Genomic DNA, 20,226 nt, shown 5'->3' with positions numbered 1-20,226 from the left:
GATGTTTACCGCGTCTGACTGTCTACTCACTTAGTAGTATGTAAAATTCGTGCCAATATTCTAGTTTTTATTTTAACCTTTAAAATCATTGCATTGCGACTTCGATTAAAACGATGTGATTTTTTAGTGCTGCCAATAAAGGTGCAAGGTGCACTATTTCGGTGCCATAGACTTGATATGAAATTGGGCGGTACAAGCCATGATTGAAGCCCGAAATCTGTATCTTTGCTGACTAAAATCTGGATTAGCATAATTGAAGATGGATAAAGGATTGTCTCCAGCGCAATTGCTTATATACTGCCTGCTTTGTGGCAATCCCTAGGTCATTCGTATTACCTAATGGACGTGATATTTCTTGCCCTTTTGAGCGGTATTCACAGTCATCAATCATATAAAGAGGTTATAAATGATGAAGTGTTTTCAGGCAGTGCAATCTAAACCATCCCTGTTAGCCATAGTGGTATTGACGACCGCGCTAGTTGCATCGGGTTGTACAACAATCAATCCCTATTCAAACGAAGAACAAACCGCTAAAGCGACCAGTGGCGCATTGATTGGTGCCGTCGCGGGTGCCGCAATTGGAGTGGTATCTTCGAGCAAGAGCGACCGCGGTAAAGGTGCCTTAATTGGTGCTGCATCGGGCGCTGCAGTCGGTGGTGGTATTGGTTATTACATGGATGTGCAAGAGACCAAATTACGCCAACAATTAGCCTCAACGGGCGTGAGTGTGACCCGTAACGGCGATAACATCATTTTGAATATGCCTAATGAAGTGACCTTCGGCGTAGATCAAACCGAGTTAAGTGACGGTGCTAAACGCGTGCTGAATTCAGTGGCGGTTGTGGCCAAGGAATACAGCAAAACGCAGCTTAACGTATTAGGTTATACCGACAGCAGTGGTTCAGACTCTTACAATTTACGTCTGTCACAGGTCCGTGCTAGCGAAGTGGGTAATTACTTGATGAGTAAAGGCGTTGCCTCTGCCCGTGTAAAATCAAAAGGTATGGGTGAAGCGAGTCCTATTGCATCAAATGCCAATGCAAATGGCCGAGCACAAAACCGCCGCGTTGAGATCGTACTAATACCAACGGGTAAATAGTCTGGTCTAAGCACAAAGTTCTCGCTGAAAAAGTCGCCTGGGGCGACTTTTTTGTTTTCAGTGGTGGGCTAATTGAGTGATTAGCTTGCCGTGCTTCAATTAGACAATTTGTCCTTTATGAAGCGCACCTTGAGTGACCTGCAGCACAAACATATCACTGCTAATTACCTTGGGATGAGTTCAGCTTGATCCCTTTATCGATTTCACGTTCTGTATGGGAATAAGTCACAAGAATGACTTTTAGTGCCTAAAGGAGAATATGACTATGATAAGCAAAAATGTGTTAGTAGCCTTGAGTTTAAGTCCTGTCATCATGGTGACTGCTGTACAAGGAGTGCCGATGAAAGCCGAAGTGACCACAGGAGCCGCGCCGATAGAACTGCGCGCCGCAGGCAGTTTAAAGACTGCGATGAGTGATATTATTGCTGCTTATCAAGCACAGTCGCAAATAAGTGTTGTAGCGCAATATGCGCCCTCAGGTTTATTGTTAAAGCGCATTCAAGAGGGCGAGAAAGTCGATATCTTTGCCTCGGCGAATATGAAACATCCACAGGCATTAGTGGATTCGGGTCAGGGCGAAGCGGTGCAAATGTTTGCCCGTAATCAACTCTGCGCTGTTGCTCAAGACACAGTTCAGGTGACGAGTGCGACGTTACTCGATACCTTGTTAGATCCTAAGATTAAAGTCGGTACCTCAACCCCGAAAGCCGACCCCGCGGGTGATTATGCCTGGGCCGTTTTTGCTAAGGCCAAAGCGGTAAAACCCAATGCGAAAGCCGCGTTAGAGACCAAGGCATTACAACTGACGGGCGGCCCTGAGAGCGTTAAACCGCCTAAAGATCGCAACCCCTATGGCTGGGTGATGGAAAACAAGCAAGCGGATATCTTTTTAACCTATTGCACTAATGCTGTGCTGGCTAAAAAAGAAGTGCCGAGTTTACAAATCATCGACTTACCGCAGGAACTCGCCGTGGGTGCCGACTATGGTTTACTGGTTTTACAAGGCGCTAATACTGCCGCTAAGCCGTTAGCTGAGTTTATTCTATCGACCAAAGGCCAAGCGATTTTGAGCAGTTATGGTTTCCAACCTCCGGCAAAATAGCCTTCTTTAGTTTTCCAGCGGGATAAAAAACGGCACCTTTGAGGTGCCGTTTTTGTTATTAGCTCAAACTGTTAAAGCGTTAGTTCATCAGGTAGAGCGTCGCTAACCCGAGGAAGGCGAACAGGCCAACCACGTCAGTGACTGTGGTGAGCACCATACCGCCAGCGAGGGCAGGATCGATTTTAAGTCTTTTTAAAATCAATGGAATACTCGCACCTGCAAGCCCTGCTACTGTCATGTTGATCAGCATGGCGCTACCAATTAATCCCGCCAGTGCCATATCATCCTTCCATAGCCACACGGCGACAAAGACTAAAATAGACCACATCAAGCCATTGAGAAAACCAATAGATAGCTCTTTACCGATAAGCCAGCGAGCGTTGCTTTGGCCGATATGGCCTAAAGCAATACCGCGGATCACGAGCGCTAAGGTCTGATTACCGGCAACACCGCCCATGCTAGGGACAATTGTCATCAAGATGGCGATAGTGGCAAATTGCTCAATAGTGCCTTCAAACATATTGCTGACCGACGAGGCGAGTAGGGCGGCGAATAAGTTAATCGTGAGCCAGAGCGAGCGACGTAGGGTACTTTTTAGTACAGGACCAAAGGTATCTTCATCTCCGTCCATCCCCGCCATACCCATCATGGAATGTTCAGCATCTTCGCGGATAACATCGACTACGTCATCGATTGTGATACGCCCGAGCAGCTTACCATCACTGTCGACGACAGGTGCCGATACCCAGTCATTGCGTTCGAATTTCTGCGCGACTTCGCTGTCGGACATGCTCACCGGAATACTTTGAATATTAGGATCCATGATATTGCGAATTGTGGTGCTTGGCGCGCAAGTCAGCAGATCTGCCAGCCTAACACCGCCAAGGACTTTGTCCTGTTTGTCGACCACATATAAGGTATCTGTGGTGTCGGGTAGGTTGCCCCTTTGCCGAAGATAGCGCAGCACCACATCGATATTCACATCGGGTCTTAGGGTGACAGTATCTGTGTTCATCAAGCTGCCGGCGGTCTCATCTGGATAAGATAGGGCTTGTTCTACCCTCAGGCGATTTTGCTCCGTCATCGACTGCAACACTTGTTTGTAAACGGCGTCGGGAAGACTTCGCAGAATATAGGCGAGATCGTCGGTGTCCATGCTTGCTGTCGCTTTCGCGACTCGCTCAGGGCTCATGCTGCGGATCAGTGGGTCTTTGAGTTCTTCACTCAACTCATCGAGTATGTCGCCTATTTGTTCCTGATCGATGAGCTGCCACAATACTTGTCTGGCACTTGGCGGTGATGATTCTAAGATCAGCGCGATATCTGAGGCGGCCATTTTTTGCAGCATATTGCGCACGTGTACGAACATGCCGCTGCTAAGCGCTTGGTTTAACTGGTCAAGACTATGTCCGGTGTGATCGTTTTCTACATTATCTACGGGCATTTGTCCTCCATTGTGCGGCAAATTGGTTTGAGATCTTGGTGTTGGGCTAGGATTTAGCGGTGACTAAGCGTCAGTCGATGACACAGATTAAGGCGGCTAAGGTAAGGCCAGCACAATGACCGCTAGTGTAATCGCCAGTAGCTTGTATCGTCGAGCGACAAATGTTTTGCCATGTCTGAATGGCAAGTTTTTTAAACTAGACATGAAGTGAAACTAACGATGAAGTGCTTAGTGTGAAGTGAAACTAACAGGCTTCGTCAAACTTAGCGTCGATTAAGGCACAAATGGCATCGAGAGCCGGCTCTGCATCTGGGCCTTCGGCGATAAGCTTGATGGTCTTACCCATGCCAGTTTCAAGCATTAGTAATCCAAGTACACTGGCGGCCGATGCTTGTTTATCGCCTTGGATTAAGGTGATGGTCGCATCAAACTCGGAAGCCAGTACCACCAACTTAGTGGCGGCACGGGCATGTAAACCGAGCTTATTACAGATGGTTATCTGACGTTCAAGCTTTGGCATTATTGAGCTCTCGATGACGGGCATAAACTTTATGTTTACCGTTACTAAAGCGTTTTGCCAATTGCTCTGCGACGTAAACCGATCTGTGCTGTCCACCTGTGCAGCCAATGGCCACAGTTAAATAACTGCGATTGTTACGCTCGAGGTGCGGCAGCCAAGTCTCCAGTAAATTTTCGATTTGCCAGATGAACTTATTAACCAGTGGTTGACGATTTAAGAACTCAGCTACGGGTTCATCTAAGCCAGTCAATGGCCGCAGCGCCAACTCCCAGTGGGGATTGGGCAGGAAGCGCACATCGAACATAAAGTCGGCTTCGGTGGGCATTCCGTGCTTAAAGCCAAAGGACTCGAAGTTGATCACGAGTTCTTTATCGACACTACCAAGGAGAATTTGTCTGACTTGGTCGCTTAAATCATAGATATTCAGATTCGACGTATCTATGTAGTGATCGACCAGTTTTGACATAGGCTCGAGCAGTTTCCCCTCCAGCTTTATCGCTTCTTGCAAAGAGACTCGGCTCTTCGACAAAGGATGTAAACGGCGGGTTTCGCTGTAACGCTTAAGCAGAATTTTATCGCTGGAGTTAAGGAAGAAGCTCGTTAACTCAGTATCTGGAGGTAGGCTAGCGAGTTGTTTCACTAAGACCTTATCCTGCTCAGGCATGTTACGCACGTCGACACTGATGGCGACGAGATCGTTACTGCCTTTGAGTTGCTCAAGCAAACTGCCAATCAATGGCAAGGGAAGGTTATCGACACAATAATAGCCGAGATCTTCGAGTACCCTAAGGGCGACAGATTTGCCTGAGCCTGAGCGGCCCGACACTATGACCAGTTTCATCCAGTGATTACCTGATAGAGTTCCGTTTCATCATGCGTCTTGCGTAATTGCTTTAATATTTGCTTGTCGCTCAGCTTTTCGGCCATGCAAGACAAAGTACTTAAGTGCTGCTGACATTGGTCTGCAGGCACCAGTAGTGCAAATAAAATATCAACAGGTTGCTTATCGATAGCATCAAATGCTATCGGCTCTTCACACTTAATTAGTATGGCAATGGGCTGATCTATATCGGCTAGTCGACCATGTGGAATGGCGATGCCGTTACCTATACCTGTGCTCCCCATCTTTTCGCGCGCCACTAGGCTTTCGAATATCTCTTGAGATGAGAGGGTCGGGTACTGGGCAGCGACTAAGTCGCTGATGAGTTCCAGTACCTTTTTCTTGCTGCCCGGAGTGGCGCAGGTAGTGCACTCCGGCCGCAGTATGGTACAAAGTTCCATTATTAGTGTTTTGTTAACTTCTCTTTGTGTTTAATAACCTGACGGTCAAGCTTGTCAATCAGGGCGTCTATAGCGGCATACATGTCAGCATGCTCTGAAGTTGCAAAAACTTCACCACCTATGAGGTTTATTCTCGCTTCAGCAATTTGTTGCATTTTCTCAACATTGAGCACAACGTGCACATTATTGATCTGTTCGAAATGGCGTTCAAGTTTTGAAAACTTTTCTTCTACATATGCACGTAACGATTCGGTAATTTCGACATGGTGTCCACTTAGGTTTATTTGCATAGAAACGTCCTCCGATATCCACTGTAGGTTATAAACTTTTACGCTGATTAGAAGGTGGAATAAGCATAGCCTCTCGGTACTTCGCAATGGTTCTGCGGGCTACGTTGATCCCTTGTTCTGCCAGAAGTTGTGCCATCTTACTATCGCTTAATGGTTTTTTCTGGTTTTCCGCTGCCACCAGTTTTTTTATAAAGGCTCTGATTGCTGTGGATGAGCACTCACCACCATCGTCAGTACCGACGTGGCTAGAGAAGAAGTATTTTAGTTCAAAAAGTCCCTTAGGGGTATGCATGTATTTTTGAGTTGTGACCCGTGAGATGGTGGACTCATGCATTTCTACCGCTTCAGCAATATCGTTAAGCACCATAGGCTTCATGGCTTCTTCACCATACTCAAAGAAACCTTGCTGATATTGCACTATGCAATTAGCAACTTTAAGCAAAGTGTCGTTACGGCTTTCTAGACTCTTAATAAACCATTTAGCCTCTTGCAGATGGCCGCGAATAAATTGGCTATCGGCTTGGTTTTTTGTGCTGCGTGCCATAGAAGCATAATGTTGATTTACATTGATTTTGGGCATACAGTCAGGATTAAGCTCAACGACCCAGCGGCCATTTTTCTTCGACACAGACACATCTGGGATAACGTATTCGTCATTATTGGGCGTGATCAACAAACCTGGGCGAGGATTGAGGGTTTGGATAAGTGCTATACCATCCCTTAATTCATCTTCTTTTAATTTAGTCTTACGCATCAACAACCTAAAGTCTCGGGCGGCGATCAGATCTAAATGATCTTTGATCAGCATGCGGGCGTTTTCTAGGTTGGGAGTATCAGCGGCGAAATGCGACAGTTGGATCAGCAGGCATTCACTTAAATCGCGGGCGGCAACGCCTATGGGATCAAAATGCTGAATACGCTTGAGTACGGCTTCGACTTCGTCAAGCTCAACTTCAGGATTGCCCATGGCTTCGAGAATTTCTTCAGTGCTTTGGGTGAGATAGCCCTGATCGTCGATGGCATCAATAATGGCGGTGGCAATGGCTAAATCGGTTTCAGAAAACGGCGTGAGGTTTTTTTGCCATTCTAAGTGTTCGTACAAACCTTCACTGGTCTCGCCTTGGAAGGGCATATCGTCTTCACGACTGCCGCCGGGGCCTGAGTTTGGGGAGGCGGTAAACACTTCATCCCATGTGGTGTCCATGGGGAGCTCATCGGGCATGGATTCTTTGGTTAGCGACTCTGCCGTGTCTATGGTGGAGCTGTCTTTTTCTGGTGGCAGAGTGCTAGATTCACTGAAATCCGTATCGGATAGCGTTTGGTTTACAGGGGTTTTAGTGGCGTCGAATTGATCCTCTTCCAGCTCGAGAAGGGGATTAGAATCTAATGCTTGCTGGATCTCTTGCTGCAGTTCTAATGACGACAGTTGCAACAGACGTATGGCCTGTTGTAATTGTGGCGTCATGGTTAACTGTTGACCCAGTTTGAGCTGGAGTGACGCTTTCATGTTACCGCTGATCCCTACGTTATTATTGTTGGATGAGGTCGCTTATTATTATCTTGAGTGAAGCCCAATGGCGGTATAAATTGCCTCCATTGGCTTCGCTCGATTAACTATAGCCTGAATTGTTCACCTAAGTACACAGCCCTAACTTGCTGATTGTCTAAGATCTCTGCTGGAGTTCCTTCGGCAATCAGGTTTCCGTGACTCACAATATAAGCATGTTCACATACATCTAATGTCTCGCGGACATTATGGTCTGTGATCAGTACGCCAAGGCCGCGACTTTTGAGTTGTTCGATAATCTTCTTGATGTCGATAACCGAAATAGGATCGACGCCGGCAAACGGTTCATCGAGCAAAATGAACTTAGGATTAGCGGCTAAAGCCCGCGCAATTTCGACGCGACGACGTTCGCCACCCGACAATGACATGCCTTGGCTGTCACGGATGTGGGTGATATGAAACTCTTCGAGCAGATGTTCTAGTTCTTCTTCTCGTTCTTCGTTTTTAAGTTCTTTACGAGTTTGCAGTACGGCCATGATGTTGTCATGAACCGTTAGCTTACGAAAGATACTGGCTTCCTGCGGTAAGTAACCTATGCCTTTGCGGGCACGCAGATGCATAGGATCTGCGGTTAAATCATCATCGTCGATAAAGATATGTCCCTTATCGCTCTTCACTAGCCCGACAACCATGTAAAAGGTCGTGGTTTTACCTGCACCGTTTGGACCGAGTAGGCCAACGACTTGACCGGTTTTTACCGTCAGACTGACGTCTTTAACCACTTGGCGACTCTTGTAACTTTTCGCCAGATTTTGTGCTCTTAAGGTGATTTGGGTCATTTAGAGTCCTGCTTTTTTACAGGTTTATCCGCCGGAGCGTCTGATTTAGCATCATCTTGATAGTTTTCAGGCTGAATAATAGTGATCACGCGATCGTCACCACTGCCAGTACTCTCGGCCATCAATTTCTGTTGAATCATGTTATAGCGGATTAAATTGCCTGTAACTTGGCTACCTGCTTGATCTAATGACGCCATACCTTTCAGTGTTAAGGTGCGGCTTGCCATATCGTAACGAATTTCTTTCGCGCTGGCAGATGCTGGTCGGCCATCGTCTAATATTTGGCTATACGTAGCAGGGTTGCCTGTGGCGACTAAAGTTTTGCTATTTTCACCTTCAGCGGAAAATGCACGCAGTTCATTTGCTTGGATTTTTATTGAGCCTTGGGTCACTTCCACCGGACCAAAGAAGATAATCTGGTTGTTTTTGATATCCGCAGTTTGGCTCACAGCTTTAATTTTGACTTCTTGCTTTAAGTCGCCGACTTTCGCGAAAGCACTCATGCTCATAATTAGCATTAGGCTGGCAAGTAATACGTTATTTTGCTTCATATGTTCCTACTACCTGACTGGTCAATTGCACTTCTTGCGCGTTGAGGTCGGCATAAAGGCCTTGGCCTTGAATATTAAAATCTTTCCCTGTGACGTAAATGGTACGGTCAGAGGTCATTATCATAGTGTTGAGATCGAGTTCCAGATAACTGGTGGACAAGGTCTGAATCGGTTCTTCTGGGCTAATGGCATCGATAATAACATTATTTTCTAATACAACCTTGCCAGTTTCCTTGTTTAGCTTGCCCTGATCAGCCCTGAGCTGCCATTGTGCTTTACCTTGGTCTGGATAAACAAGATAAACAGGTTGAGTAAAGAAAGTTTGATTCGTTGAATCATAATGTTCCATGTGTTTCGCCGTCACACGGCTATTCACTAGTCCTTGCTCATTGAACTCAACACTGCGCAGATCTTCAACGATGAAATCTGGGGTATTTTGATCTTTTACTCTGTTATCGGAATCACCGCTGTGTTTGTTCTGTACCTGCCAGTAAAGCGCTAGTGCAGTTCCAAAAAAAGCGATAATCGCGAGTGTCACACGACTCATATACTCATTCCATGGGCCGAAGTGAATTTATTTTGACTTAGGAGTAACAGATCTGTGAGTTCACGCAGTGCACCGTGGCCACCATTGAGCGTAGTCACAAAATGAGCGTGTTGGCGTACATAGGGGTGGCCGTCAGCAACACTGACCGCTAAACCGACGACATTCATCACGGGGAGATCGACAATATCATCACCGATATAAGCCACTTCTTCTGGGGTGACACCATAAAGTGCGAGCAATGCTTCATAGGGCTCGAACTTATTGTCTACGCCTTGGTAAATATGGGTAACACCAAGGGCTGTCATACGGTTTTCAACGATTTTGGATTGACGCCCTGTGATCACGGCGAGGTTGAAACCGCTGGTGAGTAGTGATCGCACGCCATAGCCGTCGCGGGTATGGAAAGCTTTGAGCTCTTCGCCGCTATTACTCAAGTAAATACGGCCGTCGGAAAACACCCCATCGACGTCACAGATTAACAGTTTAATCTTTTGCGCGCGTTGCCACACATCATCACTGATTGGGCCGTAAAATCCTTGCTGTGGCATTAAATGACTCCTGCTTTAACCATGTCTAGCATGTTAAGAGCGCCGATAGGATGGCGGTCTTTATCAATAACAATTAATCCGTTGATGTTTTTTGAGTCCATCACTTGCAGCGCTTGGGCGGCCAATACATTATCCGTGATCGTGACGCAGTTACGGGTCATCACATCGGCAATGGGCGTCGTGCGTAAATTCACTTCTGCATCAATAACGCGGCGTAAATCACCATCGGTGAAGATACCAACAAGCTTGCGCTGATCATCGATAATCGCCGTCATGCCTAAGCCTTTCTTGGAGATTTCGTACAGAGCTTCTGTGATGCAAATATCGTGGTTGACGAGCGGTAAGTCATCACCGCTATGCATGACATCGCAGACTTTTAACAGCAACTTACGTCCTAATGCACCGCCGGGATGGGACATAGCAAAATCATCACGGGTAAAGCCTTTCGCTTGTAGTAGCGCAATGGCGATGGCATCGCCCATCACTAAGGTTGCTGTGGTACTTGAGGTGGGGGCAAGTCCAAGTGGGCAAGCCTCTTCTGGGACTTCAATACATAAATGCACTTTAGATAATCGCGCCATATTCGATTCGGGTTTACCCGTTACCGCAATAACAGGCACGCCCATACGTTGGATGACCGGCATTAAGGTGAGGATTTCACTCGACTCACCAGAATTTGAAATCGCTAAAATCACATCGTTATCGGCCAATACACCCAGATCGCCGTGGCTGGCTTCACCCGGATGCACAAAAAATGCGGGCGTTCCTGTGCTGGCGAGGGTGGCAGAAATCTTATTGCCGATATGGCCCGATTTGCCCATTCCCATGACAATCACTTTGCCTGTGCAGTTGAGGATCAACTCGCAAGCTTCTGCAAATTCAGCCGAATCAACATATTGATAAAGATTGTCTAGGGCTGACTTTTCAATGTCGATAACTTTACAACCCCATTGGCGCAGTTGTGATTTGTCTACCATGTCTATCTCTCTTTTTGCATTGTCTTTGTCGCCCCATTGATGGGATTGGAATAGCACAATTTGGTACGCGATAAAGATGATATGTAATAGGCTTTCTGCCAAGTATTAGTTTGTTTTCAGACAATTTAGCTTATGTATTGCTGTGGTTAATTACCGAAAACAGCAAAACAATTGCGGCAGGCTAGAGCGATTGATCCGACTCGTCAAGTTCAGCTGCGTTAGCTATTCACGCACAATAACGTGTTTAGCGGCAGAAGGTCTTGAGCAATATCATCGTCTTTGTCGTTTATTTCAATGGATTTATCCCATATCGCAGCGGGTATTACCCTATGGGATGCCTCTATTGCGCAATTGCGTATCGACTCTCCCCGATAAAAGTGGGCGAAGAGTGAGCTAAGTGCGAACGAATTAGCCAATACTGCCAATTCTGCAACCAGGTTGAAAACATTAAGTAACATTTTACCTGTGCAGAGTGAAAACTTAGGGCGCATTTTCGCTGTAAATGAGGCAAATTGAAAGTATCGCAGGGCGATAGTGTCGATTCGGTTGTAGGTTAAAGCGCAATTACGTACAATTTGCGGCTCTTCGATTGGTCAGTCTCGGAAGACTAGGATCACCTCATTTGCAAATGTCGGAATCAAGCATGACTCAAGAACAAACGCCGTTGGTTGAGATCCGTAATTTGGGGTTTAGCCGCGGTCAGCGTGTGATATATGAAGATATTAGCCTGTCCATTCCAAGGGGCAAGGTGACGGCGATCATGGGGCCGAGCGGCATAGGCAAAACGACCCTGTTGAAATTGATTGGCGGCCAATTAACGCCTGACCATGGACAAGTGTTATTCGACGGTCACGATATCCATGGCGTGAGTCGTAATGAATTATTTAGTCTGCGTAAGCGGATGAGCATGCTGTTTCAAAGTGGCGCGCTGTTTACCGACATTAATGTGTTCGATAACGTGGCGTTTGCACTGCGTGAACATTCTGGACTGCCTGAAGACATTATTCGCCCTATCGTGCTGATGAAGCTTGAAGCCGTAGGTTTACGTGGTGCCGCTCAGATGATGCCAAGCGAGTTGTCCGGTGGTATGCAACGCCGCGCCGCATTGGCTAGAGCCATAGCGCTTGAACCTGAAATGGTGATGTACGATGAGCCTTTTGCAGGGCAAGACCCAATATCGATGGGCGTGTTAGTAAAGCTTATTCGTGAGTTATCCGATGCGCTGAATCTGACTTCAATTGTAGTGTCCCACGATGTGGATGAAGTGCTTGGCATTGCCGATTATGTATATGTGGTGGCTGACAAAAAAGTCATCGCCCACGGTACCCCTGAAGAATTAAAGTACGCTGATAATCCGCAGCTGAAACAGTTTATTCAAGGTGCTCCGGACGGCCCTGTGCCGTTCCATTATCCGGCAAATGATTACCAGCAAGAATTAATGGCAAAAGGAGTTGGCAAGTGAAGTTAATCGACAGTATTGCCGACTTAGGCCGCAGCGCGATTGAGCTAGTGCTCGGTTTTGGCCGTGCAGGCCTTATGCTGTGGGGTGCGATTTTTCGCTGGCCACGCGTGCGTAAAGGTTTTCCATTATTAGTGCGCCAGATTTATGTGGTCGGTGTGCAATCCATGGTGATTATTTTAGTCTCAGGACTCTTTATCGGCATGGTGCTCGCACTGCAAGGCTATAACATCTTAGTTGGTTTTGGCACCGAAGAAAGCTTAGGTCCTATGGTGGCGCTCAGTTTACTGCGTGAGTTAGGGCCAGTTGTTACCGCGTTATTGTTTGCGGGACGGGCGGGTTCAGCATTAACCGCTGAAATTGGTTTAATGAAAAGCACTGAGCAGCTTTCCAGTTTAGAAATGATGGCGATTGACCCATTAAGGCAGATTATTGCACCGCGCTTTTGGGCTGGAGTGATCAGTATGCCATTGCTGGCGTTGATGTTTACCGCTGTAGGTATTTATGGCGGGCACCTTGTTGGCGTGGAATGGAAAGGGATCGACAGTGGTGCGTTTTGGTCGATTCTGCAGGCGTCTGTCGAATGGCGTCAGGACATAGTTAACTGCTTGATCAAAAGTGGTGTGTTTGCCGTAGTGGTCACTTGGATTGCGTTATATCGCGGTTATCAAGTGATCCCAAATCCGGAAGGCATCAGCCGTGCAACGACCCAGACTGTCGTTCAGTCGAGCCTCGCTGTATTGGCATTGGATTTTTTACTGACAGCCCTGATGTTTGGCCGCTAACGGAACACTGCGGATTTCGACACAGGTTAGATGGATTAACAGAGTGGTAGCTGAACATGTTGACACGAAAAATTGAATTATTAGTGGGTGTGTTTCTTTTAACAGGATTGGCCGCTTTTTTGGTCTTAGTCTTTAACGTCGCCAATATTGAAGTGAAAAGCAGCGATAGCACTTATACCATACAAGCCAATTTTACCAACATTGGTGGTTTGAAGGTGCGTTCGCCAGTCAAGGTTGGCGGTGTTGTCGTTGGCCGAGTGAGTAGCATAGATTTAGACCCAGTTAAGTTAGTGGCTGTGGTCACATTAGTGATGGACAAGCGTTACGATAAATTCCCTGAAACCAGTAGTTTAGCCATTTTGACTTCGGGTTTGTTGGGCGAACAATTCTTAGGGTTAACACCGGGTTTTGTCGACGATGATGTCAGTATGCTGAAAGATGGCGATAAGATTGACGACACTCGTTCGGCATTAGTGTTGGAGGAGCTGATTGGTCAGTTCTTATATAGTATGGGTTCGAAGGATAAATAGGGGTTACCGCTATGTTTAAAAACTTATCTCGTTTTTTATTGCCGTTAGTGATGGTTTTAGGGGCAACGAGCGCAGTCGCCGCTGATGTGGTTGTCGATACGACAGATCCGTATGCCATGGTGAAAGCCGTTGCCAATAAAACCTTCGATCGTTTTCACAAAGATAAAGCATTAATCGATGCAAATTCAGACCATTTAAAGGTGATTGTTCGTGAAGAACTCATGCCTTATGTCGATTATAAATACGCTTCTTATAAGGTATTAGGCCAATATCTTAAGGATTCAACCGAAGAGCAACGCAATCGTTTCGTCAATGCTTTTGAAGGTTATTTAATCTCTACTTATGCTCAAGCCTTTACTGAATATACTAATCAAAAAGTGGAATTCTCACCTGGGATTGATTTCAGCAAAGAGAAAATGGTCGATGTAAACGTGCAGATCATCGAAGCCGGTCGCCCACCGATTAAACTGTTGTTTAAGGCGCGCCGTTTAAAGGATGACTCATGGAAGGCATTTGATTTAGTTGCCGAAGGTGTGAGCTTACTGTCTTCTAAGCAGTCGGAAATCTCTAATCTAATTCGCCAACAGGGTATCGATCCCGTGATTAAGATGCTCGAAGATCGCACAAAAGAGAAAGTGGTCATGAAGGCTAAATCAGGGAAGTCACAGTCGTGATTGAATTTGTCCAACAGGGGACAGTTTGTCATCTCAAAGGGCGCATAACCCAAGCCGATGTCATTACACTTTGGCCACAGCGACAACAACTGCTAAATGAGTCAACCCAGATATTGTCTCTGTCTGGGCTCGAATACAGTGATAGCGCTGGCATGGCATTTTTGCTGGCGTTAGTGCGTGAACATCGCAGCCAACTTGTATTGAGTTCTGCTTCACCACAACTTAAAAAACTAATTGATTTATATGATTTAGATGCCTTCTTTACCGAAGAAGCGCATTGAGAATAGGGTAATAGATTTCATGGAATGCAGCTTAATCGAACAGATTTTACGTGATGCGTTAGGGCTTGAAGAAGTTCACGCTAGCTCGGATGGTAGCCATTATAAAGTGATCGCCGTAGGTGAATGCTTCGATGGTATGAGCCGAGTCAAACAGCAACAAGCCATTTATGCACCGTTGACGGCACACATTGCCAGCGGTGAATTACATGCATTAACGATCAAAACTTTCACGCCGACTCAATGGAAACGCGAAAAAGTTTTCAACATGCCTAGCTAGTGAGGAAAAGTGGATAAACTAACAATTCAGGCAAGCCCCCCGCTTGCCGGTGATGTGATTATTTCAGGTGCTAAAAATGCAGCTTTGCCTATTCTGATGGCGGGTGTATTGGCTGAAACCGATTTTGTGGTTTCTAACGTGCCCAATCTACGTGATGTGAGTACGAGCTGTAAGTTATTACGCTGTCTCGGCGCTGAAGTAACTGAACTCGGTGACGGACAGATCCGCATTTCTACCACTAATCTGAATGAGTTTTGCGCTCCCTATGATCTAGTGAAAACCATGCGTGCTTCTATCTTGATCTTAGGGCCGTTATTGGCTCGTTATGGTACGGCTGATGTGTCATTGCCTGGCGGCTGTGCCATTGGCGCAAGACCGGTGAACTTGCACTTACATGGCCTCGAAATGATGGGCGCCAAGATTGAAGTGAAAGAAGGTTATATCAAGGCCCGTGTCGATGGTCGTCTTAAAGGCGCACATATCTTTATGGACATGGTGAGTGTTGGTGCCACCGAAAACTTACTGATGGCCGCAGCATTAGCCGATGGCGAAACCGTGATTGAAAACGCGGCCCGCGAACCTGAAGTGATCGATCTCGCTAATTGCTTAATTGCTATGGGTGCAAAAATCACTGGTGTAGGCAGTGCGACACTGCGTATTCAAGGGGTTGAGCGTTTACAGGGCTGCAATTACCGAGTTATGCCAGATCGTATCGAGACTGGTTCCTTCCTCGTTGCTGCCGCGGTGACCCGTGGTCGTATTCGTTGTTTAAAAGCCGATCCTGCTTCACTGGAGTCGGTTATTGCAAAACTTGAAGATGCAGGCGCGACGATTACTACCGGCGAAGATTGGATTGAGCTCGATATGCAGGGTAAACGTCCGAAGGCGGTGAATATCAAGACGGCACCTTATCCTGGTTTCCCAACCGATATGCAGGCGCAGTTTTGTGTACTCAATGCCTTAGCGCAAGGCACGGCAACCATAACTGAGACTATCTTCGAAAATCGTTTTATGCATGTGCCCGAACTTATCCGTATGGGCGCTACCATGGAGCTTGAAGGTAATACCTGCATCATTCAAGGGATTGAATCTTTAAGTGGTGCTCAGGTAATGGCGACGGATTTACGTGCGTCAGCGAGTCTAGTGATTGCAGGCTTAGTGGCCGATGGTAAGACGATTGTCGATCGTATCTATCACTTAGATCGTGGCTATGAGCATATTGAGAATAAGTTTCAAGGTTTAGGCGCACAGGTTGTGCGTATTCAGTGATCTGTTACTGATTTAAGCTAATTTTGAATCATTAAAAAAACCAGCTAAAAGCTGGTTTTTTGTTTTCTGCATTTGAGCGCGTAATACTAAGTGACGTTCTAGTTATCGATCACAACCTTCTCATCGATAATCACAGGTAACTCTTGTTGTTTACCTTGGCGTATCACAGTCATCATCACTTTTTTACCCGGTGTGGTTTCAGCGATGCGGTCCATTAGCATTTCAACGCCTGGCACATCTTCACCATCGTATTTAATAATCACATCCCTTGGCATTAGCAGGGCACGGGCCGCAGGGCCATTAGGATCGACACCCGTAACGAGCACACCTTTGAGATCGGGTAGATTAAGGATTTGTGCCACGACAGGATTAATCGGCTCGCCAGAAATTCCTAAAGCGCCACGGATCACTCGACCATTTTTAATCAACTTACCCATAATGCTGTGGGCTAATTTAATCGGGATAGCGAAGTTAATCCCATGGCCGCCACCTTCTTCACCCACTTGGAATGCTGCGGTATTAATACCAATAAGGCTGCCGTTAGTGTCAATGAGTGCGCCACCCGAGTTACCCGCATTAATCGCTGCATCGGTTTGTAGGAAGTCTAAGTAACCTGAACTTAAGCCGTTACGCCCCGTGGCACTGATGATACCTTGGGTAATGGTCTGGCCTAAATTGTAGGGATTACCAATAGCGAGTACGACATCACCGACTTGAGGCGGACTGTCGAGATTAACGGGGACAATTGGTAAGTTATCGCCTTCAATTTTAAGTACCGATAAATCGGTTTCAGGATCGAAACCAACCACTTCAGAGGTAAATTTGCGTCCATCTTGCAGGGCGACAACAATCTCATCGGCTTTCTTAATGACATGATAATTAGTGAGAATATAACCTTCTTTACTCATTATCACCCCAGAACCTAGACCTTGAAGTGAGCCTGAATTAAGTGGCCGATTCTGATCTATGCTGAGGCTATAAATATTGACAACAGCAGGAGCTGCACGGCGTACCGCCTTGGCAAAGGATAGCTCGACTGTGTTGTTGGCACGGGTTTGTAGCAGACTACTACCGAGGGATTGGTTATCGAAATAACGTGTCACCAATAAAAACATGGCCGCCATGATAAGGCCGAAAAGGGTGGCTTTACCGAGATATAACAGAGTGTCTTTTATAGTCATGGCAGGATGGATCTAGAAAAAGGTGAGTTAGATTAACATGTTTAATCGATGTAAGCATAGGGAACCTAAGCTCCCTATGCTTATCTGTGGCAGAAAAAATGGCCTATTTTGTCGATTAACGTAGGACTAAATATAACATGCTCTTATCACGCATTATCTTCAGTGCAACGGCACCTTCTTGATCTTTAAGTTGTGCTTTCAGTGTCTTAAGATCTTTAATCGCAGTGCGGTTAATACCGACAATCACGTCTCCTTTTTGTAAGCCACTCATGGCCGCAGGTGAGCCTTGTGCTACATCAGTAATTTCAATGCCCTTAGATGAGTTTTCTAAGGACGCACCTTGCAGCATAGGATGCACGGCACCAGCCGCTGTTTCACTGGTTTGGCTCGCTTCACCTAAGGTCACTTTAACTGTTTTCTTATCACCGTCACGGATGAGTCCTAACTCAACGTTAGCACCTGCACCCATAGTGGCGACTTTAGCCCGCAGTTCTTGGAATGACTTAATACCACGGCCATCAACGCTGATGATAATATCACCTGCTTTTATACCAGCCTTCTCTGCGGCACTGCCCTTGGCTACTTCATTCACGAAGCCGCCGTGTTGAGTGTCTAAACCGAAACCTTGGGCGAGTTGGCTATCGAGATCACGTCCCGAAATACCTAATACACCGCGGCGTACTTCTCCGTGTTCGGCAATTTGTGCCACGAGGTTTTTCACCATATTAGCGGGGATGGCAAAGCCAATACCGACGTTACCGCCGCCCGGTGCTACGATTGCGGTGTTAATCCCAATTAACTCGCCGTTAAGATTGACGAGTGCGCCACCCGAGTTACCACTGTTAATCGCGGCATCGGTTTGAATAAAGTTTTCCAGCATTTCAATGCCTAAGCCGCTACGGCCTAAAGCACTAACAATGCCCGAGGTGACGGTTTGACCTAAACCGAAGGGGTTACCAATGGCAACGGCAAAGTCACCTACGCGTAAATCATCGGAATCAGAGGATTTGATTGCGATGAGATTTTTCGCTTCAATTTGCAATAATGCGATATCTGACTCTGAGTCAGCACCAATCAGTTTTGCTTTTACTTCACGGCCATCGTGAAGACCAACTTGAATATCATCAGCACCGTCAATCACATGGTTGTTCGTGACGATATAGCCTTTTTCTGCGTCAATAATGACGCCTGAGCCTAAGCCTCTAAAAGGACGTTCTTGCACTTGCTCTTGTGGCGCATTAGGGCCGAAAAAGTAACGGAAAACATCAGGTACTCTTTGCTTAGAAACATGAGTCCCCGTTACCGCTACTGATACGACTGCGGGCGTCGTACGCTCAAGCATAGGCGCAAGACTTGGAATGGATTGTCCCTCAACCGTCTGTGGAATGGCGGCCTGTGAGACGACAGGCATTATAGTCAGGGTCGCGGCTAACATTGCGGCTGAAAGTACAGATAATTTTGTTTTCATCTATTCATAACTCCAAATAAGGGTTGAAAGATCTGGATGTAATGCATCAGCAATCGTGCGAGTGCCAGATCAAATCTGTATCGGTACCGGCTATTTGCCTAGGTAATCACTCTGACTCGCACCTTATTGAAAAAGTTCATTATATTAATAAATGTTAATTTTTTTAGCCTATTTTGTCGGCTGTTTCATACTTGTTTCTGAACAGAAATCTGTGGGCGAGATTAGGATTTTTCAAGCCCCAATATTAGCGGATTTTGCCGATTAAAATGACCTACAGCATAGATGCTTATTAGACGTTTGTATGCAGTTTAGCGTTAAGGTAAAAGTCGTATTCTGCATTAATATATCCTGCGTCATATTGGGCGTGCTAATATCGTCACAGTTTTAATAAAGGACATAAGAGAATTTAAACGTGCCTCAGTTAAGCCCTTGGCAGCATTATCAAAAAGATCTTACCCGCGACGGTTTTTCCCATGATCCGGCTCAAGAAATTGCCGTTAAGGCTTTACAACGCGTCTATGAAGACTTAACTACGGCAGAAGAGCCGAGTTCTATTGTTGGGAAATTGTTTAGCGCATTAGGCTTAAAATCGGCACCAGCATCACCTAAAGGTCTGTATCTTTGGGGCGGAGTTGGGCGCGGTAAAACCTACCTGATGGATACTTTTTTTGATGCCTTGCCTGGTGAACAAAAATTGCGGGCTCACTTCCATCGCTTTATGCATCAATTGCATTTAGATTTGGATGAGTTAAAAGGCGTTCGCGATCCTTTGTTGGTGATTGCGAAAAAGATGGCTGCGAAATATCGCGTTATCTGTTTCGATGAATTCTTTGTCTCTGATATTACCGATGCCATGTTATTAGGTACGCTGTTTCAAGCGTTATTTAAAGAAGGCGTTGTGCTGGTTGCAACTTCGAATATTATCCCCGACGACTTATATAAAAATGGCTTACAGCGCGCACGTTTCTTACCTGCGATAGCCTTAATTAATCAACATTGTGAAGTACTCAATGTGGATTCTGGCATTGACTATCGATTGCGTACCCTTGAGCAAGCAGAGATTTATCATCATCCGTTAGATGCACAAGCTGATGCCAATCTGATACGTTATTTTAGTCAGTTAGCGCCTGAGTCTGAGGTGCTTACTGGTGACATCGAAATAGAAGGCCGCAGTATTAGTATTCGGCAGCAGGCGCAGGGCGTATTGTTGGCCGATTTTAGAGCGCTCTGTGATGGTCCACGAAGCCAGCGTGATTACATGGAACTTGCGCGGATTTATCACACTGTCCTCGTGAGTGGCATAGAACAAATGGGCGCCTTTTTGACTGGCGATGACATCGCCAGACGTTTTTTAGCTATGGTCGACGAATTTTACGAGCGCAATGTAAAGCTGATTGTATCGGCTCAAGTGCCACTCGAAGATATTTATGCCGATGGTTTGCTTAACTTCGAATTTAGGCGTTGCCGTTCACGCTTAATTGAGATGCAATCCCACGATTATTTAAAAACCGAACACCTGCCGTAACCCAGTAGTGTAAGAGTTTTGCATTAGCTGCGGCCTTAAATCACCAGAGGCTTGTTAATCCTTAGGATGACA

At 46.2% G+C, this 20,226-nt stretch carries 23 protein-coding genes; 10 read left to right on the top strand and 13 right to left on the bottom strand.

Going from position 1 to position 20,226, the window contains the following annotated elements:
* Window positions 1–409 precede the first annotated feature (409 nt).
* Window positions 410–1,099, top strand: coding sequence for a YiaD family glycine zipper/OmpA-like lipoprotein (locus tag HGO26_RS12570; protein ID WP_168825788.1), 690 nt, complete (start codon window positions 410–412; stop codon window positions 1,097–1,099).
* A 265-nt stretch (window positions 1,100–1,364) separates the two neighbouring features.
* A complete protein-coding gene (locus HGO26_RS12565; protein WP_168825503.1) occupies window positions 1,365–2,201 on the top strand; it encodes a molybdate ABC transporter substrate-binding protein in 837 nt (278 codons plus the stop codon).
* Between the two features lie 79 nt (window positions 2,202–2,280).
* Here HGO26_RS12565 and mgtE read toward each other — a convergent pair whose 3' ends face one another.
* From mgtE to HGO26_RS12510, 11 genes are all read right to left on the bottom strand, one after another.
* Entirely contained in the window at window positions 2,281–3,645 is a 1,365-nt protein-coding gene (gene mgtE / locus HGO26_RS12560; RefSeq protein ID WP_168825502.1) for a magnesium transporter, read from the bottom strand.
* 244 nt (window positions 3,646–3,889) lie between these two features.
* Complete coding sequence (locus HGO26_RS12555) at window positions 3,890–4,165, bottom strand: HPr family phosphocarrier protein (RefSeq protein WP_006083073.1); 276 nt, start codon at window positions 4,163–4,165, stop codon at window positions 3,890–3,892.
* On the bottom strand, window positions 4,152–5,006 hold the full coding sequence (rapZ, locus tag HGO26_RS12550) for an RNase adapter RapZ (protein WP_105251390.1): 855 nt from the start codon (window positions 5,004–5,006) through the stop codon (window positions 4,152–4,154). The genes HGO26_RS12555 and rapZ overlap by 14 nt, the downstream gene beginning before the upstream one ends.
* Window positions 5,003–5,446, bottom strand: coding sequence for a PTS IIA-like nitrogen regulatory protein PtsN (gene ptsN / locus HGO26_RS12545; RefSeq protein WP_006083071.1), 444 nt, complete (start codon window positions 5,444–5,446; stop codon window positions 5,003–5,005). The genes rapZ and ptsN overlap by 4 nt, the downstream gene beginning before the upstream one ends.
* Before the next feature lie 2 nt (window positions 5,447–5,448).
* Window positions 5,449–5,736 (bottom strand): ribosome hibernation promoting factor, encoded by a 288-nt coding sequence (gene hpf / locus HGO26_RS12540; RefSeq protein WP_006083070.1) that lies wholly within the window; start codon window positions 5,734–5,736, stop codon window positions 5,449–5,451.
* Between the two features lie 28 nt (window positions 5,737–5,764).
* Window positions 5,765–7,243 carry an RNA polymerase factor sigma-54 gene (locus HGO26_RS12535; RefSeq protein ID WP_105251391.1) on the bottom strand — a complete coding sequence of 493 codons (1,479 nt, stop codon included), beginning with the start codon at window positions 7,241–7,243 and terminating at the stop codon, window positions 5,765–5,767.
* Between the two features lie 107 nt (window positions 7,244–7,350).
* Window positions 7,351–8,082 carry an LPS export ABC transporter ATP-binding protein gene (gene lptB / locus HGO26_RS12530; RefSeq protein ID WP_105251392.1) on the bottom strand — a complete coding sequence of 244 codons (732 nt, stop codon included), beginning with the start codon at window positions 8,080–8,082 and terminating at the stop codon, window positions 7,351–7,353.
* Window positions 8,079–8,633 carry a lipopolysaccharide transport periplasmic protein LptA gene (gene lptA, locus HGO26_RS12525; protein WP_105251393.1) on the bottom strand — a complete coding sequence of 185 codons (555 nt, stop codon included), beginning with the start codon at window positions 8,631–8,633 and terminating at the stop codon, window positions 8,079–8,081. Before lptA ends, lptB begins: the two co-directional genes overlap by 4 nt.
* The gene (gene lptC, locus HGO26_RS12520) at window positions 8,620–9,180 is read right to left on the bottom strand and encodes an LPS export ABC transporter periplasmic protein LptC (protein WP_105251394.1); all 561 of its coding nucleotides are present in this window, start codon (window positions 9,178–9,180) and stop codon (window positions 8,620–8,622) included. Before lptC ends, lptA begins: the two co-directional genes overlap by 14 nt.
* A complete protein-coding gene (gene kdsC, locus HGO26_RS12515; protein ID WP_028759542.1) occupies window positions 9,177–9,728 on the bottom strand; it encodes a 3-deoxy-manno-octulosonate-8-phosphatase KdsC in 552 nt (183 codons plus the stop codon). Before kdsC ends, lptC begins: the two co-directional genes overlap by 4 nt.
* Window positions 9,728–10,705 carry a KpsF/GutQ family sugar-phosphate isomerase gene (locus HGO26_RS12510; RefSeq protein ID WP_168825500.1) on the bottom strand — a complete coding sequence of 326 codons (978 nt, stop codon included), beginning with the start codon at window positions 10,703–10,705 and terminating at the stop codon, window positions 9,728–9,730. The genes kdsC and HGO26_RS12510 overlap by 1 nt, the downstream gene beginning before the upstream one ends.
* 643 nt (window positions 10,706–11,348) lie before the next feature.
* Here HGO26_RS12510 and mlaF point away from each other — a divergent pair.
* The 7 genes from mlaF to murA are packed head-to-tail and all read left to right on the top strand — an operon-like array spanning window position 11,349 to window position 15,980.
* Complete coding sequence (mlaF, locus tag HGO26_RS12505; protein WP_168825498.1) at window positions 11,349–12,167, top strand: phospholipid ABC transporter ATP-binding protein MlaF; 819 nt, start codon at window positions 11,349–11,351, stop codon at window positions 12,165–12,167.
* Entirely contained in the window at window positions 12,164–12,949 is a 786-nt protein-coding gene (gene mlaE / locus HGO26_RS12500; RefSeq protein ID WP_105251396.1) for a lipid asymmetry maintenance ABC transporter permease subunit MlaE, read from the top strand. Before mlaF ends, mlaE begins: the two co-directional genes overlap by 4 nt.
* 56 nt (window positions 12,950–13,005) lie before the next feature.
* Complete coding sequence (gene mlaD, locus HGO26_RS12495; RefSeq protein ID WP_028759401.1) at window positions 13,006–13,479, top strand: outer membrane lipid asymmetry maintenance protein MlaD; 474 nt, start codon at window positions 13,006–13,008, stop codon at window positions 13,477–13,479.
* Window positions 13,480–13,490: 11 nt separating this feature from the next.
* Window positions 13,491–14,153 (top strand): MlaC/ttg2D family ABC transporter substrate-binding protein, encoded by a 663-nt coding sequence (locus HGO26_RS12490; RefSeq protein ID WP_105251397.1) that lies wholly within the window; start codon window positions 13,491–13,493, stop codon window positions 14,151–14,153.
* Window positions 14,150–14,434 carry an STAS domain-containing protein gene (locus HGO26_RS12485; RefSeq protein ID WP_105251398.1) on the top strand — a complete coding sequence of 95 codons (285 nt, stop codon included), beginning with the start codon at window positions 14,150–14,152 and terminating at the stop codon, window positions 14,432–14,434. The genes HGO26_RS12490 and HGO26_RS12485 overlap by 4 nt, the downstream gene beginning before the upstream one ends.
* 19 nt (window positions 14,435–14,453) lie before the next feature.
* A complete protein-coding gene (locus HGO26_RS12480) occupies window positions 14,454–14,711 on the top strand; it encodes a BolA family protein (RefSeq protein WP_006086065.1) in 258 nt (85 codons plus the stop codon).
* A gap of 9 nt (window positions 14,712–14,720) precedes the next feature.
* The gene (gene murA, locus HGO26_RS12475; protein WP_105251399.1) at window positions 14,721–15,980 is read left to right on the top strand and encodes a UDP-N-acetylglucosamine 1-carboxyvinyltransferase; all 1,260 of its coding nucleotides are present in this window, start codon (window positions 14,721–14,723) and stop codon (window positions 15,978–15,980) included.
* Window positions 15,981–16,078: 98 nt separating this feature from the next.
* Here murA and degS read toward each other — a convergent pair whose 3' ends face one another.
* Together degS and degQ are read right to left on the bottom strand one after the other, a co-directional pair.
* Complete coding sequence (gene degS, locus HGO26_RS12470; protein WP_105251400.1) at window positions 16,079–17,161, bottom strand: outer membrane-stress sensor serine endopeptidase DegS; 1,083 nt, start codon at window positions 17,159–17,161, stop codon at window positions 16,079–16,081.
* Between the two features lie 115 nt (window positions 17,162–17,276).
* Window positions 17,277–18,629 carry a Do family serine endopeptidase DegQ gene (degQ, locus tag HGO26_RS12465; protein ID WP_168825496.1) on the bottom strand — a complete coding sequence of 451 codons (1,353 nt, stop codon included), beginning with the start codon at window positions 18,627–18,629 and terminating at the stop codon, window positions 17,277–17,279.
* A gap of 412 nt (window positions 18,630–19,041) precedes the next feature.
* On the opposite strand from degQ, the gene zapE reads away from it, so the two are divergent.
* Complete coding sequence (gene zapE / locus HGO26_RS12460) at window positions 19,042–20,154, top strand: cell division protein ZapE (protein ID WP_168825494.1); 1,113 nt, start codon at window positions 19,042–19,044, stop codon at window positions 20,152–20,154.
* Window positions 20,155–20,226: the final 72 nt, after the last annotated feature.

Origin of the sequence: Shewanella oncorhynchi (assembly GCF_012584455.1) — a bacterium.
Classification (GTDB): domain Bacteria; phylum Pseudomonadota; class Gammaproteobacteria; order Enterobacterales; family Shewanellaceae; genus Shewanella; species Shewanella oncorhynchi.
This window is presented reverse-complemented; position numbering and strand designations above follow the sequence as displayed.